15 protein-coding genes are annotated in these 14,590 nt (G+C 59.5%); 11 read left to right on the top strand and 4 right to left on the bottom strand.

Annotation, left to right across the window (positions count from 1 at the left end; translation table 11 throughout):
• Positions 1-15: 15 nt before the first annotated feature.
• A complete protein-coding gene (locus IEX57_RS18880; RefSeq protein ID WP_188706485.1) occupies positions 16-900 on the top strand; it encodes a S1/P1 nuclease in 885 nt (294 codons plus the stop codon).
• 262 nt (positions 901-1,162) lie between these two features.
• Positions 1,163-1,372, top strand: a complete 210-nt coding sequence (gene cspE / locus IEX57_RS18885) for a transcription antiterminator/RNA stability regulator CspE (protein ID WP_184102003.1) — start codon at positions 1,163-1,165, stop codon at positions 1,370-1,372.
• 86 nt (positions 1,373-1,458) lie between these two features.
• Here the strand turns inward: cspE and IEX57_RS18890 are convergent, their stop codons facing one another.
• Positions 1,459-1,917, bottom strand: a complete 459-nt coding sequence (locus IEX57_RS18890) for a carboxymuconolactone decarboxylase family protein (RefSeq protein ID WP_188706488.1) — start codon at positions 1,915-1,917, stop codon at positions 1,459-1,461.
• Positions 1,918-1,971: 54 nt separating this feature from the next.
• Positions 1,972-2,877 carry an RNA polymerase sigma factor SigJ gene (gene sigJ, locus IEX57_RS18895; protein ID WP_188706490.1) on the bottom strand — a complete coding sequence of 302 codons (906 nt, stop codon included), beginning with the start codon at positions 2,875-2,877 and terminating at the stop codon, positions 1,972-1,974.
• A 353-nt stretch (positions 2,878-3,230) separates the two neighbouring features.
• Between sigJ and IEX57_RS18900 the strand changes: the two genes are divergently transcribed.
• Entirely contained in the window at positions 3,231-3,431 is a 201-nt protein-coding gene (locus IEX57_RS18900; RefSeq protein ID WP_188706492.1) for a hypothetical protein, read from the top strand.
• 76 nt (positions 3,432-3,507) lie between these two features.
• On the opposite strand, the gene def is transcribed toward IEX57_RS18900, so the two are convergent.
• Entirely contained in the window at positions 3,508-4,044 is a 537-nt protein-coding gene (gene def / locus IEX57_RS18905; protein ID WP_188706494.1) for a peptide deformylase, read from the bottom strand.
• A 122-nt stretch (positions 4,045-4,166) separates the two neighbouring features.
• Here def and IEX57_RS18910 point away from each other — a divergent pair, with 122 nt between their 5' ends.
• From IEX57_RS18910 to rsfS, 8 genes are all read left to right on the top strand, one after another.
• Entirely contained in the window at positions 4,167-4,829 is a 663-nt protein-coding gene (locus IEX57_RS18910) for a HugZ family pyridoxamine 5'-phosphate oxidase (protein ID WP_188706495.1), read from the top strand.
• Between the two features lie 107 nt (positions 4,830-4,936).
• Positions 4,937-5,659, top strand: a complete 723-nt coding sequence (gene rstA / locus IEX57_RS18915) for a two-component system response regulator RstA (RefSeq protein ID WP_188706497.1) — start codon at positions 4,937-4,939, stop codon at positions 5,657-5,659.
• 203 nt (positions 5,660-5,862) lie between these two features.
• On the top strand, positions 5,863-7,164 hold the full coding sequence (locus tag IEX57_RS18920; RefSeq protein ID WP_188706499.1) for an ATP-binding protein: 1,302 nt from the start codon (positions 5,863-5,865) through the stop codon (positions 7,162-7,164).
• Positions 7,165-7,411: 247 nt separating this feature from the next.
• The gene (locus tag IEX57_RS18925) at positions 7,412-8,620 is read left to right on the top strand and encodes a hypothetical protein (RefSeq protein WP_188706501.1); all 1,209 of its coding nucleotides are present in this window, start codon (positions 7,412-7,414) and stop codon (positions 8,618-8,620) included.
• 138 nt (positions 8,621-8,758) lie between these two features.
• On the top strand, positions 8,759-9,550 hold the full coding sequence (locus IEX57_RS18930; protein ID WP_188706503.1) for a trypsin-like serine peptidase: 792 nt from the start codon (positions 8,759-8,761) through the stop codon (positions 9,548-9,550).
• A 604-nt stretch (positions 9,551-10,154) separates the two neighbouring features.
• On the top strand, positions 10,155-11,411 hold the full coding sequence (locus tag IEX57_RS18935) for a glutamate-5-semialdehyde dehydrogenase (protein WP_188706505.1): 1,257 nt from the start codon (positions 10,155-10,157) through the stop codon (positions 11,409-11,411).
• Complete coding sequence (gene nadD, locus IEX57_RS18940; RefSeq protein ID WP_188706508.1) at positions 11,408-12,061, top strand: nicotinate-nucleotide adenylyltransferase; 654 nt, start codon at positions 11,408-11,410, stop codon at positions 12,059-12,061. Before IEX57_RS18935 ends, nadD begins: the two co-directional genes overlap by 4 nt.
• 76 nt (positions 12,062-12,137) lie before the next feature.
• A complete protein-coding gene (rsfS, locus tag IEX57_RS18945; RefSeq protein WP_188706510.1) occupies positions 12,138-12,509 on the top strand; it encodes a ribosome silencing factor in 372 nt (123 codons plus the stop codon).
• Positions 12,510-12,599: 90 nt separating this feature from the next.
• Here rsfS and IEX57_RS18950 read toward each other — a convergent pair whose 3' ends face one another.
• On the bottom strand, positions 12,600-14,531 hold the full coding sequence (locus IEX57_RS18950; RefSeq protein ID WP_188706512.1) for a methyl-accepting chemotaxis protein: 1,932 nt from the start codon (positions 14,529-14,531) through the stop codon (positions 12,600-12,602).
• Between the last annotated feature and the right edge of the window lie 59 nt (positions 14,532-14,590).

A 14,590-nucleotide genomic window follows, 5' to 3' on the forward strand; every position in this document is an offset into this window, starting at 1 on the left:
AAAGGAGCCACCGTGATGGTTTACGCATTCAGAATCAGCCTGTTGATCCTCTCGCTGACCTTCAGTCTATATAGTGCGCCAGCGCTCGCCTGGGGAGCCCAGGGGCACCGGATCACCGGCCTGGTGGCCAATGCGCTGCTGACCCCGCAAAGCCGCGCCGCGTTAAGGCAGTTGCTGGGCACAGACAACGTGGCTGACGAAGCCAGCTGGCTGGACCAGAACCGGCCACTGCTGGCGTCACGCCTGCCGGGCTCTACCCAATGGCATTACGACAATATTCCGCTGTGCACGACCGCAAGCCACGACAGCTATTGTTCTGGCGGGCGCTGCGCCACCGCGGCGCTGGACCGGTTCATGGCGGTCCTGCAAGACCCACAGGCCAGTCAGGACGACAAACGCCTGGCCGTGCGGGTGATCATTCATGTCGCGGGCGACCTGGCCCAGCCGCTGCATGCGTCTGACAATCACGACCGCGGCGGTAATGACGTGCGCGTTACCTTTGCCGGGCAACAGGGCACATTGCATACGCTGTGGGATACCACGCTCGTCAAACGAGCCGTGCGCGGGCAGAGCGAAGCGGCATTTGCGACGGGTTTGCTGACAGATTTCGGGCCGCAACTGGCCGACTGGGCGCAAGGCACGCCAGACCAATGGGCCCGTGAAGCCAATGCCGTTTCCCGCGCGCTGGTTTATGGCGATCTGCCCGGCGCACTGACCTGCCCCGCCACGACAGCGGGCAGCCATCTTGATATTCCGCTGTCTTATGCAGACGAAACCGCGGCCATTCTGCGCCGGCAACTGATCATGGGCGGAGTGCATATTGCAGCGTTGCTCAACCGGGCTTTTGCTGACTTTCAAGGTCAGCCGCCGGCATCAGAAAACGCTGACCCGGGCAAGTAATCCGTGTCTGATTGTTTCAGAATCGGGCTGCAAACCGCATCAAACAAGGGTTTTGCCTTTGGTCGAAAACCTTTTTTTACTATCGACACCCGATAAAAAAATGTGTATGGTGCGCTCTGCAGTTTTCGATTCAGCATGACCACGGTTTACCCTGCTGTGCCCTCGTAGGCGTTTTGCCAGAGTTTCCCGGTACGTTTCCTGATCGTATGCACCACCGGAGCGTATTGCTCCACTTTCAAAATCTGTTTCAAAGGAACGTAGCATGTCTACTACTACCGGTACCGTAAAATGGTTTAACGACACCAAGGGCTTCGGCTTCATCACTCCGGACAACGGCGGCGCCGATCTGTTCGCTCACTTTTCCGAAATCACCGGTCAAGGCTTCAAGACCCTGAAGGAAAATCAGCGCGTTGAGTTTGAAGTAAAGCAAGGCCCGAAGGGTCTGCAAGCCGGCGCTATCCGCGCCATCTAATTCACGCCGCGCTTTGAGCGCGCTGAATCAGAATAAAAAAACCGCAGCCCTGCTGCGGTTTTTTTACGTCCGGCGCTCGGGCCGGATCAGTGTTTCAGCCTGGGCAAGCCCACCGGCAGGCGCATGCCCACCCCCAGCCGGTTCCAGGCGTTCATCAGCGCCACGACAAAAGTCAGCTCCACAATCTGCTGCTCGGTAAAGTGGGCACTCAAGGGTTCAAAGTCGGTGTCGGGCGCGCCGGTTTGTTCCAGCCGGGTCAGCGATTCTGCCCACGCCAGCGCGGCACGTTCTTGCTCGCTGTAAAACGTGTTTTCGCGCCAGGTAATCAGGCTATTGAGGCGACGCGGGTCTTCGCCGCTTTCCACCAGGCTTTTCCAGTGCAGGTCTACGCAATAAGCGCAGCCGTTGATTTGCGAGACACGCAAGAACATCAGTTCAATGAATTTGCGATCCAGCGATGAGTTTTCCAGCACGGCATTGACCTGGGCCAGGGCGGCATAGGCCTTGGGGGCAAGATCACGGGAAGGCAGACGCGGCGAAGTCATGATGGGCTCCTTGTGAGTGAGGGCGGCGCCGTCAGCACACAGTTCCCGACGGCTTCACAATACAAGACGCGTATCCGGCCCGATCTGTGACACGGCCGGATCAATCAGCGCCAGTTTGTCCGGATTGCGCATCACATGAATGGTGCGGATACGCTCGCCGTCATGGGTAATTTCCATCACGCAATCGAGCTTGCCTTCGTTGTAGCGCAACAGCCCCAACTGGCCATTGACCCAGGCCAGGGCGTAATGCACGGTTTGCCCGTCATACAGGCGCGCCAGACATTTGTAGAACAACCCCAGCCGCCCGGCCCCTTGCAGCGGGCGCAATGTGGCCATGACCTTGCCACCGCCATCACTGCTATAGATAGCGTTTTCATCGAGCAAGGCCATCAGTGCAGATTCATCGCCCCGGGCCGAGGCATGCGCAAAGCGTTGCAGCAAATCCAGATGCGCTTGCGGCGTGACCTCAAACCGCGGCGATTGATCCTGCAACCGTGCTTTGGCCCGATGCACCAGTTGCCGCACGGCCGCCTGGGTCTTGCCCAGCATGCCGGATATCTCGGCGTAGTCCAGATCAAAGCTCTCGCGCAGCAAGAAGGCAGCACGCTCCCACGGGGTCAGTTTTTCCAGCAAGGCCAGGAAGGCCAGCGACAACTCCCCCACGTGCTCAAGCTGTTGCAAGGGGTCTGGCGCGGCTTCCACCAGCGGCTCGGGTAACCACTGGCCGATGTAGTCCGCACGCTCGCGCCGTGCCTCACGCAGGCGGTCGATCGCCAGCCGGGTCACCACGGTGGTCAGCCAGGCCTCCGGAATCTGGATCTGGCTGCGATCCGCTTCATGCCAGCGCAGCCAGGCATCTTGCAGGATGTCTTCCGCATCGGCGCGCATGCCGGTCATGCGATAGGCCACCGCAAACAGGCGCGGTCGCAGGGCGGTGAAAGAGGTAGCAGGAGCGTTCATGGATAGCGCAACGGGTTGGTCACTATATATAGCTCTGACGGAGCAGCAGTGCATTTTGTGACAGCGCAGGCGATCAGGACCACATTTTGCGCCCACCGGATGTAGTTCACATGTCAAAAACAAGAAGTAAAACTACAAAATTATTAAATCATTTAGAAACACGTGTAACATTCATCGGGTATATTTCACCTTTCACACCCGTAAAACCTAGAATTTACGTAGAAATACATGCCCTGACCGGGCAAAATCGTGTAGTTGCCTTGTGTACATTCCGTAAATATTTCCTACGTAGTATAACTACGAACCGTGTATACTGACGTCATCAAAATTCAACTGAACACGGAGTACACATCATGGCAATCAGCATCCCTTTCTTTGGCAAGACCGTTGAACTGCAACGTAACGCCCGCGTGAACCGTTCCGCCACCGTGAGCAAGCCCGAAGCCGTTGACGGCATCGTGATGTTCCAGAAGGGCAACAAGGCGAAAGTGTGCTGGGGTCCGGGCAACCAGACCGTTGAATCGGTCCGCGATCTGACCCTGATCGTCGAATAAGCCAACAAGGCAACCCAGAACACAAAAAGCCCCGCAATGCGGGGCTTTTTCTTTTGGCGGCTCAGGCGGCGCGCGCTTAATCGTCCGGCGCGTCGGTCAGATTAGGAAACAGCACTTCCAGAAAGCCAAAGCGTGTCATGTCGCGGATGCGCTGTGGGTAAAGAATGCCCCACAGGTGATCGCACTCATGCTGCACCACGCGGGCATGAAAGCCCTCAGCCACACGATCAATCGGATGGCCGTGCTGATCAAAACCCTGATACCGGATCTTCGTATGCCGCGGCACTTCGCCACGCAGGCCCGGCACCGACAGGCAGCCTTCCCAGCCGGATTCTTCCTCGTCGCTCAGCGGGGTAATCACCGGGTTGATCAAGATGGTCTGCGGCACCGGCTGGGCGTCCGGGTAACGCGGGCTGGATTCAAAGCCGAAGATCACCACCTGCAGGTTGACCCCGATCTGCGGCGCGGCAATGCCCACGCCGTTGTAGGCATGCATGGTATCGAACAGGTCGTCGATCAGCGTTTTGAGTTCAGGTGTATCAAACGCGGTGACGGTGGCCGATCGTTCCTGCAGGCTCGGTGTACCCATTTTCAATACCGTACGTACAGTCATAAGCTGAGTCCTGGCCGCGTGGCCGTCTTTATCGTTGAATAAACGTTGATCAAGGGTGAGGCTGTCTGCAAAAGTGCGCGCCCGCTACAATCAACATATTCCCAAAACAATAGCGCACTGTCATGCCCCAGTCCGTCCGTTATGCAGAACAATGGGTGACACCCGCACATGCACTGGTGCGGCGATGTCGTGAGGGCGTCCTGGCTACCCAGTCGCAACAATGGGCCGGCTTCCCGTACGCCTCTTACCTGCCGTATGTGTGTGACGAAACCGGCAGCCCCTTGTTTGTGATCAGCACGCTGGCCGAACATACCCGGAACCTGCAGACAGACGCGCAATGCAGTTTTGTCGTCTTTGACAGCAGCGACGCGGCCGCCGCCGCAGAACGCGTCACGCTGATCGGCACGGCGGCGCCGGTTGACCCCTCGCCCTTGCTCGTGGCCCGGATAGAACGGTATCAGCCTGAAGCGCTGCAGTTTCTGGCACTGGGCGATTTTGCGGTCTGGCGCCTTGAAGTGCGCGCCTTGCGTTACATTGCGGGTTTTGGGCGCATGGGCTGGAGTGACGCCGGACAGTGGGCCGAGGCCGCGCAATTGTCACTGGAACAAGAAGCGCAATGGCTGGATCAGATCAACATGCCCGGTGATCTGCGACTCATCGGCATTGATTTTGATGGCGTGGATGTCCTCCGGAATGGCAAGCTCATCCGTTATGGCTTCGATACACCCCCGATGGGCACTGACGCCTTGCGCGCAGCAGTGGGCCGGGTGCTGCATGAAACATGACCCGGATATGGCCTCTTGCCCCATGCGGCAGGCCCGGACCATCAGCACTGAATAGTCTGAATAGACTGAACACACAAACAAACCGGAAAGTAGCTGCGGAGTAATCAATGACCCAACGCATTCTGTTCGTTGAGGACGATCTGGAACTGGCCGATCTGATCGGCGGTTTCCTGAAAAGCTTCGAATTTGAAGTTGAACACCTGGCCGATGGCAATCACGTGATCGAGAACGTACGCGCCAACCCGCCTACGCTGATCCTGCTGGACCTCATGCTGCCGGGCAAGGACGGCATGACGCTGTGCCGCGAGCTGCGCGAGTTCTATACCGGCCCGATCGTGATCCTGACCTCGCTCAACAGCGACATGAACCAGATTCTGGGTTTCGAGATCGGCGCGTCGGACTACGTAGTCAAAACCACGCCGCCGTCGGTGCTGGTGGCCCGGATCAAGGCGCACCTGCGCCAATCCACCGGCGCGGTCACACCGACCATCAGCGCGGCCAAAGATCAGCGTACCACCACCAATTTCGGCCACCTGGTCATCGACAGCCGCAACCGCACCGCCACTTACCGCAACGAGCCGCTGCATTTGTCGACCGGCGACTTTGACCTGTTGTGGGAACTGGCCAGCCACGCCGGCGAAATCCTTTCACGCGATCATTTGCTCAAGCGCTTGCGCGGGATTGAATATGACGGGCTGGACCGCAGCGTGGACGTCGCCATCAGCCGCCTGCGCAAGAAACTGGCAGACGATCCGATCGAGCCGCGCAAGATCAAGACGATCCGCCACAAGGGGTATCTGTTCGCGACCGATATCTGGTGGCAGGAATAATGCGTGAGGAGTGAGGGGACGGGTGTGCAGTGCCACTGCTGACCACCGCAACACGCACGCGAATCCCGCTCTTTTACACCTTGACCTCTCACCTCACTGCCTACTTCAACATGCGCAAGCCTTCACGAATTTTCCGCACCCTTTACCGCCGCACCGCGGTGATGGTGCGCCGCTCCCGGCGAGCCTTGCCGGACGGCTTTGCCATGCGGCAGCTGTTCCTGCGGTTTTACCTCACGGTGGTGCTGTGTTTCCTGGCCTCCGCACTGATCATTGGCAGCCTGTACAAGCACATGATCGAGCGGATCAACCAGCATTACCTGACCGACATTTTCCAGACCACCATCAGCATTGTGGAAGACGAACTGGGCGACTTGCCGCAGTCGATCTGGCATAGCGAAATCAGCCGCATGCGGGGCAAGTTGCCGGTGCCGGTCGAGATTGAACAGCTGGATGCCTACACGCTCAGCCCGCCCAACCGCAAGGCCCTGGCGGATGGCGACATCATTTTGCTGGAAGATGAAGATATCTATCTGCACCGCATTCCGGACACGCAACTGATTGTGGTGCTGGGGCCGGTGCCGTATCTGAACCGGCTGGACAATATTTCCTGGCCAGACATTCTGGGCTTGCTGTTAATGTGCGCCGCGTTGGGGATTCCCACCTGGCTGTGGATGCGGCCGTTCTACCGCGACTTGCGCACCATGGTCCGCCAGAGCCGCAAGATGGGCAGTGGCGATTTTCAGGTGCGCGCCGAATTGTCAGAGAACTCGCCGTTGTCCTCGCTGGGCTCCACCTTCAACCGCATGGCGCACGACGTGCAAGAGCTGACTGCCAGCCGCCAGCAAATGATTGATGCGATCTCTCACGATTTGCGCACACCACTGGCGCGCATGCGCTACCGGCTGGAAGCGCTCAAGGCCGGCGCACCGGCCGAAGCCCAGACCAGTGGCATGGAGCGGGATCTGGAACAGATCGACCAGCTGGTCGAAGAATGGCTGACGTTGCGCAAGCTGGAACGCTCGCAGATGCAGCTGGAAATCCAGCCAGTAGAAATGATGCCGTGGCTGGAAAGACAACTGGCCGAGCTGTCGGTGGGCGGCACCGTGATTCCGCTGGAAAACACTACCGGCCTGAAAGCGCCGCTCATGAACGCGGACAGTTATTACCTCTCACGCGTGCTGTCCAACCTGATCAGCAATGCCAAGCGTTATGGCGGCGGCAAGATCCAGGTGGTGCTGTCATGGTCTGACGGTGTCGCACGCTTGATGGTCGATGACAACGGCCCGGGGATTCCCGAATCCGAGCGTGAACGGCTGATGCAACCGTTCGAACGCCTGGAAAGCAGCCGCAACCGCAGCACGGGTGGTTATGGCCTGGGGCTGGCCATTGTGGCCATGGTGATGCATGGCCACGGCGGCAATTTGCGCATCGAAACCTCCCCGATGGGCGGTGCCCGCGCATTGTTGTACTGGCCAAGCTCCTTGAAGGACGCCAATCGGCTGTAATACCACGGGCTATTGGCCGCAATGGCACATAGCCCGTTAACCCTTGAATACCAAGAGCTTACCGTACATCAGCACGCCCTGATGCGGTGCGGTAAATAACAAAAAAGATGGTTAACGCACCACCGAAGTACATTCAGTTACAACACGCAACCATCCCCGCACTGACCTTGTTCAGGCAATTCCGAATAATCCACTCCAACACGACAAGAACGTGTCCCGCATCTCTTAAAAACGTTGGAGAATTACCATGAACAAGTTGGTCGCTACGCTCGTTGCAGCGATGTTCGCCGGCGCCGCCGCTTTCGGCGTTGCTGCTGACGCCCCGGCTTCCACCGTGAAGTCGGTGAAGGTTGAGAAGCACGCTCACAAGAAGGCTTCTGCCGCTTCCGCAGCGCAGAAGGCTCAAGCGAAGAAGCACAAGGCTTCCGCTGCTTCCGCCGCACAAAAAGCTCAAGCCAAGAAGCACAAGGCATCCGCCGCTTCCGCCGCTCAAAAGGCCCAAGCCAAGAAAGTGAAGGCTTCCGCTGCTTCCGCTGCACAAAAGGCTCAAGCCAAGAAGGCTAAGGCTTCCGCTGCTTCGGCCGCACAAAAGGCTCAAGCCAAGAAGCACAAGGCATCCGCCGCTTCCGCCGCTCAAAAGGCCCAAGCCAAGAAAGTGAAGGCTTCCGCTGCTTCCGCTGCACAAAAGGCTCAAGCCAAGAAGCACAAGGCATCCGCCGCTTCCGCCGCTCAAAAGGCCCAAGCCAAGAAAGTGAAGGCTTCCGCTGCTTCCGCTGCACAAAAGGCTCAAGCCAAGAAGGCTAAGGCTTCCGCTGCTTCGGCCGCTCAAAAGGCCCAAGCCAAGAAGCACAAGGCTTCCGCCGCTTCCGCCGCACAAAAGGCTCAAGCCAAGAAGCACAAGGCATCCGCCGCTTCCGCAGCTCAAAAGGCCCAAGCCAAGAAAGTGAAGGCTTCCGCTGCTTCCGCTGCCCAGAAGGCTCAAGCCAAGAAGGCTAAGGCTTCTGCTGCTTCCGCTGCAGAAAAGGCTCAAGCCAAGAAGCACAAGGCTTCCGCTGCTTCCGCTGCACAAAAGGCTCAAGCCAAGAAGGCTAAGGCTTCGGCTGCTTCGGCTGCTCAAAAGGCTCAAGCCAAGAAGCACAAGGCTTCTGCTGCTTCCGCCGCTCAAAAGGCCCAAGCCAAGAAGCACAAGGCTTCCGCTGCTTCGGCTGCTCAAAAGGCTCAAGCCAAGAAGGCTAAGGCTTCCGCTGCTTCGGCTGCTCAAAAGGCCCAAGCCAAGAAGCACAAGGCTTCCGCTGCTTCGGCTGCTCAGAAGGCTCAAGCCAAGAAGGCTAAGGCTTCTGCTGCTTCCGCTGCTCAAAAGGCCCAAGCCAAGAAGCACAAGGCATCCGCTGCCTCTGCTGCTCAAAAGGCTCAAGCCAAGAAGCACAAGAAGGCTTCCGCTGCTTCCGCTGCCTAATCAACAGCAAAGCACTGCCAACAAAAACGGGGACTTCGGTCCCCGTTTTTGTTTTATCGTGTCAATCATGCATGCAGACGGGAACCATCATCCCGATGCCCGCGTCCACGTCTCTTCCTGACTTTGCCGATATCGCACATGAAACGGTTTTTCTTCGCACTGGCCTTTATGCTGTCCTGTCTGCAAACCGCGCACGCTGAACCCAGCGAAGCCGCGCAGCGCAAGATCATGTTTTTCGGTCATGACGACCGGATTATCGTTCGCACCCCGTTTGCCCCGACCTACGCCGCCATCGGGGTCATGCGCACCCAGCATCAGTATGACTGCACCGCCACGCTGATCAGCCCGGACACCGCGGTCACCGCTGCGCATTGCTTCTGGATGGCCAGCAAGAACATGGACCAGGGCGAATGGTTCATGACCGCGTACGACAACGGCCAGTACACCGCCAAATACCGCGTCGTCAGCCAGATATTCAACCCGCAATTCAAGGCCGGGCTGGATCGGCGCAAAGACGGTGTGTACATCACCAAAAAGGCCCGCCAGTACGATATCGCCATCATCCGTGTGAAACTGGTAGAAGGCGAAGCCCCCAAACCCATGCGCATGTTCAGCGGCAACCGCAGCCGGTTGCAGCAAGTGCTGGCCAAAGCGCGCAATGTGGTTAACCAGGCCGGTTACCCGGAAGACCAGGACGACATCATGGCGGCGCATCTGCGGTGCAAGATCACAGCCTTGAGCCCTGACAACACCGTCTTTCACCGCTGCGACACGCTGGAAGGCGACTCTGGCTCGCCCATCTGGGTGGATACACCGGAAGGACCGCTGCTCGTCGCCGTGCAAAGCTCCGCCCCGCCGTATGAAGCGCGTGATGACGTCGACAATATTGGTGTGACCACGCTGCAGTTGCCGGAATTGCCCGCGCGTTAAGAACGCGCTCTTCGCTCCGGGAAATGGGGTTGTTTTTGAAGTTGCAGTTGCTTTTGACTTTCCTCCCCCATTAAAGCCAAGCGCCGAAGGAGCGGAGGGAGACCTTAGGCTCCCGACCGACTGAGGGCAGCCCGGAGGGCCGCCAGGCTGGGGTCGCGTTTCTTTGGACACTTTCTTTGGCGAGGCAAAGAAAGTGTCGTGCTCCGGGCACCCCCGGTATGCAATGCCTTTACTCGCGCCGCAGGTGCTAACAGCGGTTCAGGTTTCAGGTGGATTGTCGCTATCCCCGCTGCACCAGCCATTCGTAGCGCCGACCGCTTTGTGGGGGTACCCACCAAGGGGCAACTCCGAATCCACCCTAGAGCCCGCACCGCAAAGGCCATCTACGATGGCCGACTGGATTGCGGCTTCCGCCGGAATGACGAGGTAGTGGAGCAAAAGTAGCCCCTCATCCTCGCAAACATTGCAGCCGGATTCCCGCCCGCGCAGGAATGACAAGCCCATAAGGCAGCGGGAGGCGCCCAGCCCCTCCCCACCTCCCCCACGACATCTGCATCCCGATTCGCTACAATGGCATGCTATTTCTTTGATTTTCAGGCAGAAGATGGACATTCAGGCATACATGCAGGAAGTGGGTCGCAAGGCACGCCTCGCCAGCCGGGCGATGGCCAAGGCCGAGACTCGCGCCAAAGATGCCGCGCTGCTGGCCATTGCCGCAGGGATTGAAACCAACGCCAACGCCCTGCTGGCCGCCAATGCGCGCGATATGGAACAAGCCCGTGCCGACGGCCTTGAGCCAGCGCTGCTGGATCGTCTGCAACTGACTGAAAAGACCATTGCCACCATGGCTGAAGGCCTGCGCCAGATTGCGTCGCTGCGCGACCCGATCGGTGAAATGGGCGATTTCAAATTCCGCCCCACCGGCATTCAGGTCGGCAAAATGCGCGTACCGCTGGGCGTGGTCGGCATCATTTATGAAGCCCGCCCCAACGTAACGGCCGATGCCGCCGGCCTGTGCATCAAATCCGGCAATGCCACCATCTTGCGTGGCGGCCGCGAGGCGTTTCATTGCAACCAGGCGATTGCCCAACTGGTAAAGGCCGGTCTGTCCGAAGCCGGCTTGCCGGAAGCCGCCGTACAGATTATCGAAACCCCGGACCGCGCCGCCGTGGGCGAACTCATTACCATGACCGAGTTCGTGGATGTGATCGTGCCGCGCGGGGGTAAAGGGTTGATCGAGCGCATTGCCAAAGACGCGCGCGTGCCGGTCATCAAGCATCTGGATGGCATCTGCCACGTTTACGTTGATGACGAGGCGGATACCGACAAAGCCATCCGCATTGCCGACAACGCCAAGACGCATCGTTATGCGCCGTGCAACACCATGGAAACGTTGCTGGTCCACGCCAGCGCTGCGCAGCGCGTGCTGTTGCCGCTGGCAGAGATTTACCGCAGCAAGGGGGTCGAGTTGCGCGGTTGCGCCGCCACGCGTGACCTCCTGCCCGACGCCATTGCCGCCACGGAAGAAGACTGGCGCACTGAATACCTGGCCCCCATCCTGTCGATCCGCATCGTGCCTGATCTGGATACCGCGATGGACCACATCAACACCTACGGCTCGCACCACACCGATGCGATCGTGACCGAGAACTACACCAAGGCCCGCCGCTTCCTGCGTGAAGTGGATTCGGCGTCGGTCATGGTCAATGCCTCGACCCGGTTTGCCGATGGTTTCGAGTACGGTCTGGGTGCCGAGATCGGCATTTCCACCGACAAGATCCACGCGCGTGGCCCGGTCGGGCTGGAAGGCCTGACCAGCGAGAAATGGATCGTGCTCGGTAACGGGGAAGTCCGGGTTTGAGCAACGCCGATCTAGCTGTGCCGTCGCAGACGCTGGGCGTTTTCGGCGGCACCTTCGATCCTGTTCACAACGGCCACCTGATTCTGGCCCGGGCCTTGCGCGATACCTTTGCGCTGCCCGAGGTGCGGCTGATCCCTACCGGCCTGCCGCCCCACCGGCCCGCGCCGCCGGTATCGCCGCAGCAGCGTTTTGAGTGGGTGCAAGCGGCCATTGCCGGCGAGCCCGGTCTGACAGCCGACGACCGGGAGGTGCGCCGCGACGGCTACTGTTATACGGTAGATACGCTGGCCGAGCTGCAACAGGAGCACCCTGATGCGTTGCTGGTCTGGCTGGTGGGTGGCGATTCGTTTCACCACCTGGCCACCTGGCAGCGCTGGCGTGATCTGCTCGAATGCGGGCACATGGTGATTGCGGCGCGTCCGGGCTACGATTGGACTACACTTTCTGAAGAACTCGCGCGGGAACTCAAACACCGCGCAGTCCCCGCGCAACCCGATGCGCTGGGCCAAGGCAGGATCAGCATCCTGCCAACACCGCTCATGCCGTTCTCGTCAACCGAACTGCGCGACAAACTCGCGCACGGGGAAGACGTCAGCGGCCTGACTCCGGTCGCACAAGCCATTGGGCGATCCGGGCTTTACCTAACTTGAAGCGGCTCGTGCCGCCGGACGCGATGCTGGAAACACCAGCCCCAACGCACCGTCGGCCACCGCAGGATATGGATGCATGAACGAACACATACAGCAGATGCGCGATGTCGCGGTAGCGGCACTGGAAGACATCAAGGGCAAGGAAATCCTGGTCCTGGATACCACGCAGCTCACCGATCTTTTTGATTGCATGATCGTCGCCACCGGCGAATCCAACCGCCAGGTCCGCGCTCTGGCTAACAACGTCAGTGTTGAACTCAAGGCCAAGGGTTTTGAGATTGTCAGCACTGAAGGCGAAGACTCCGGCGAGTGGGTGCTGGTCGATGCCGGCTCGGTGGTCGTGCACGTCATGCTGCCCGCCGTGCGTGATTACTACGATCTCGAACAACTGTGGGGCGGCCAGAAGCCGACCTTCAACCCGCTGGGCAAAAGCTGGTCCGCGGTGTGAGATGAGTAAAACAAAAGACCGGCCTGTGCCGGTCTTTTGACTTTCAGGGGTGCCGCTCTGGCAGCCCCTTGCCTTGTTGCAGCCTTTGTATCACAAGCGAAAGCGTGACAAGGTGCTGTTCAGGTTGCTGGCCACCTGGTGCATCTCTTGCGCTTCTGCCGCAGCATCCCGCGATGCCGACTCGTTCTGCACAATCATCTGCGTCACGCGCTCCACGTTGGCCGCAATGTCGTTACTGGCCTGGCTTTGCTCGCGCAGCGCCACGGTGATCTCCTGACTGACACGCAGCACCTCGCCCGAGGCCTCTTCAATGCGGCGGATGGCCGCGCCAGCCTGATTGGCCAGTTCCACGCCTTGCGCCACGCGCGCCTGTGCCGCGCCGATATTGCGGGTGGTTTCAGCCGCACTTTCCTGAACGGCAGAGATAGTCTGGCTGATTTCGGTCGTCGACTGCGCGGTGCGCTCGGCCAGTTTGCGTACTTCATCGGCCACCACGGCAAAGCCGCGGCCTTGTTCACCGGCGCGGGCCGCTTCAATGGCGGCGTTCAGTGCCAGCAAGTTGGTCTGGTCCGCCACTTCACGGATCACCTTGACCACGCTGGCGATCGCCACGGTTTTCTCTACTGTCGTGGCAATCACGCGTGCGGTTTCATCCACCTGTTCGGCAATCCCCTGGATTTCTGTCACCGTGCGCGCAATCACCTGTTCGCCTTCGCGGCTCAGGTTGGCGCTTTCTCTGGTGTGATCAAGCGAGGTTTGCGAGCTGGACGAAATATGGCTCACGCTCACCGTCAGTTCTTCCAGCGCCGCCGCCATGGTGGTGGTGGCGTCAGATTGCCGCGCCGAACCCTCGGCAATCTGCTTTGAGGTGACATTAAACCGGCCGGCGATCTCGTTCACGCCACGGGCTTCTGCCTGGATTTCTTCGATCATGGCGCGCAAGGCATCACGCATGCGCCCGATCGCCACCATCATGCTGTCGCGCGATGCATTGCCCAACGGCAGCGGAAACGCCAGATCACCGTCGGCAATGGCTTGCGCGGCACGCACGGCGTCGGCGGGCTCGCCACCCAGCGGCTTGAGCACCAGATGGCGCAGCAGTGCCAGCAGCACAATCAGCAGCAACACGGCCACGACCACAGCACTGATGCCGATCACCAGCGCGCGCTGACGGGCAATCTGGTTGACCTCAGACTCTGGCCACATGGCCACGGCCTTGAACTTCCAGTCGTCAAACGGTTGTTCGACATGGGCCCAGCCGGCCGGCGCGTTATCCAGCAGGCTTTGCGCGGTGCTGTCATCCACGCTGCCGGAATGAAAGCGCACTTTGCCTTTGTCATCGACCACCGCCACAAAGCCGCTTTGCAGCAGATGAATGCGGCCGACCGTGGCTTGCATCGGCGAAAGATCAACCTTGTAGCCGACGTACCAGATGCCGATCACATTGTTGCCGGCATCGCGGATTGGCTCATAACCGGTGATATACGGGTTGCCCAGGATATCCACCTGGCCGTAGAACGGCTGGCCCTGGCGAATGGCGGCAATGGCGCGGCCCTTGGGGTCGAGCACGGTGCCAATGGCGCGGTTGCCGTCTTTCTTGACGTTGGTGGACACGCGCACAAAGTCATCACCGGCGCGGGAGAACAACGTCGCGGTGCCGCCCATGATGTCGAGCACGCCATCAACAAGTTCAAAATGATTGGCTTGCGAGGCGGTGCCCAGCAGCAAATCAGGCGGGTTTTTGTCTTTCACCGCCACCGCCGGGCCGCTGGCCGGCTGGCCCAGCGCCAGACCGCGTGCCTTGAGCAGCTTCATGGCGGCATCAACCCGCGCTTTCATCTGGTCGTTGGTCAGCTTGAGCTGATCGACCGCGTTATCCAGCGCTTGTTGGGCAAGTTGATCGGTCTCGTCGTGGACCCGGTTGCTTTCGTTCAAAGCAAACAGCATGGCCCCACCGAGAATCACGGGCAGGAGGATGACAGCGATCGCCGCCGCAACGCGTCCCTGCAAAGTGTGCAGCATGACATTTTTCCTTGTTATATCAGCATTTTCTGTTCGGGCCGAATTATGCCAAATGAATG

Origin of the sequence: Silvimonas iriomotensis, assembly GCF_014645535.1 — a bacterium.
Lineage (GTDB): Bacteria > Pseudomonadota > Gammaproteobacteria > Burkholderiales > Chitinibacteraceae > Silvimonas > Silvimonas iriomotensis.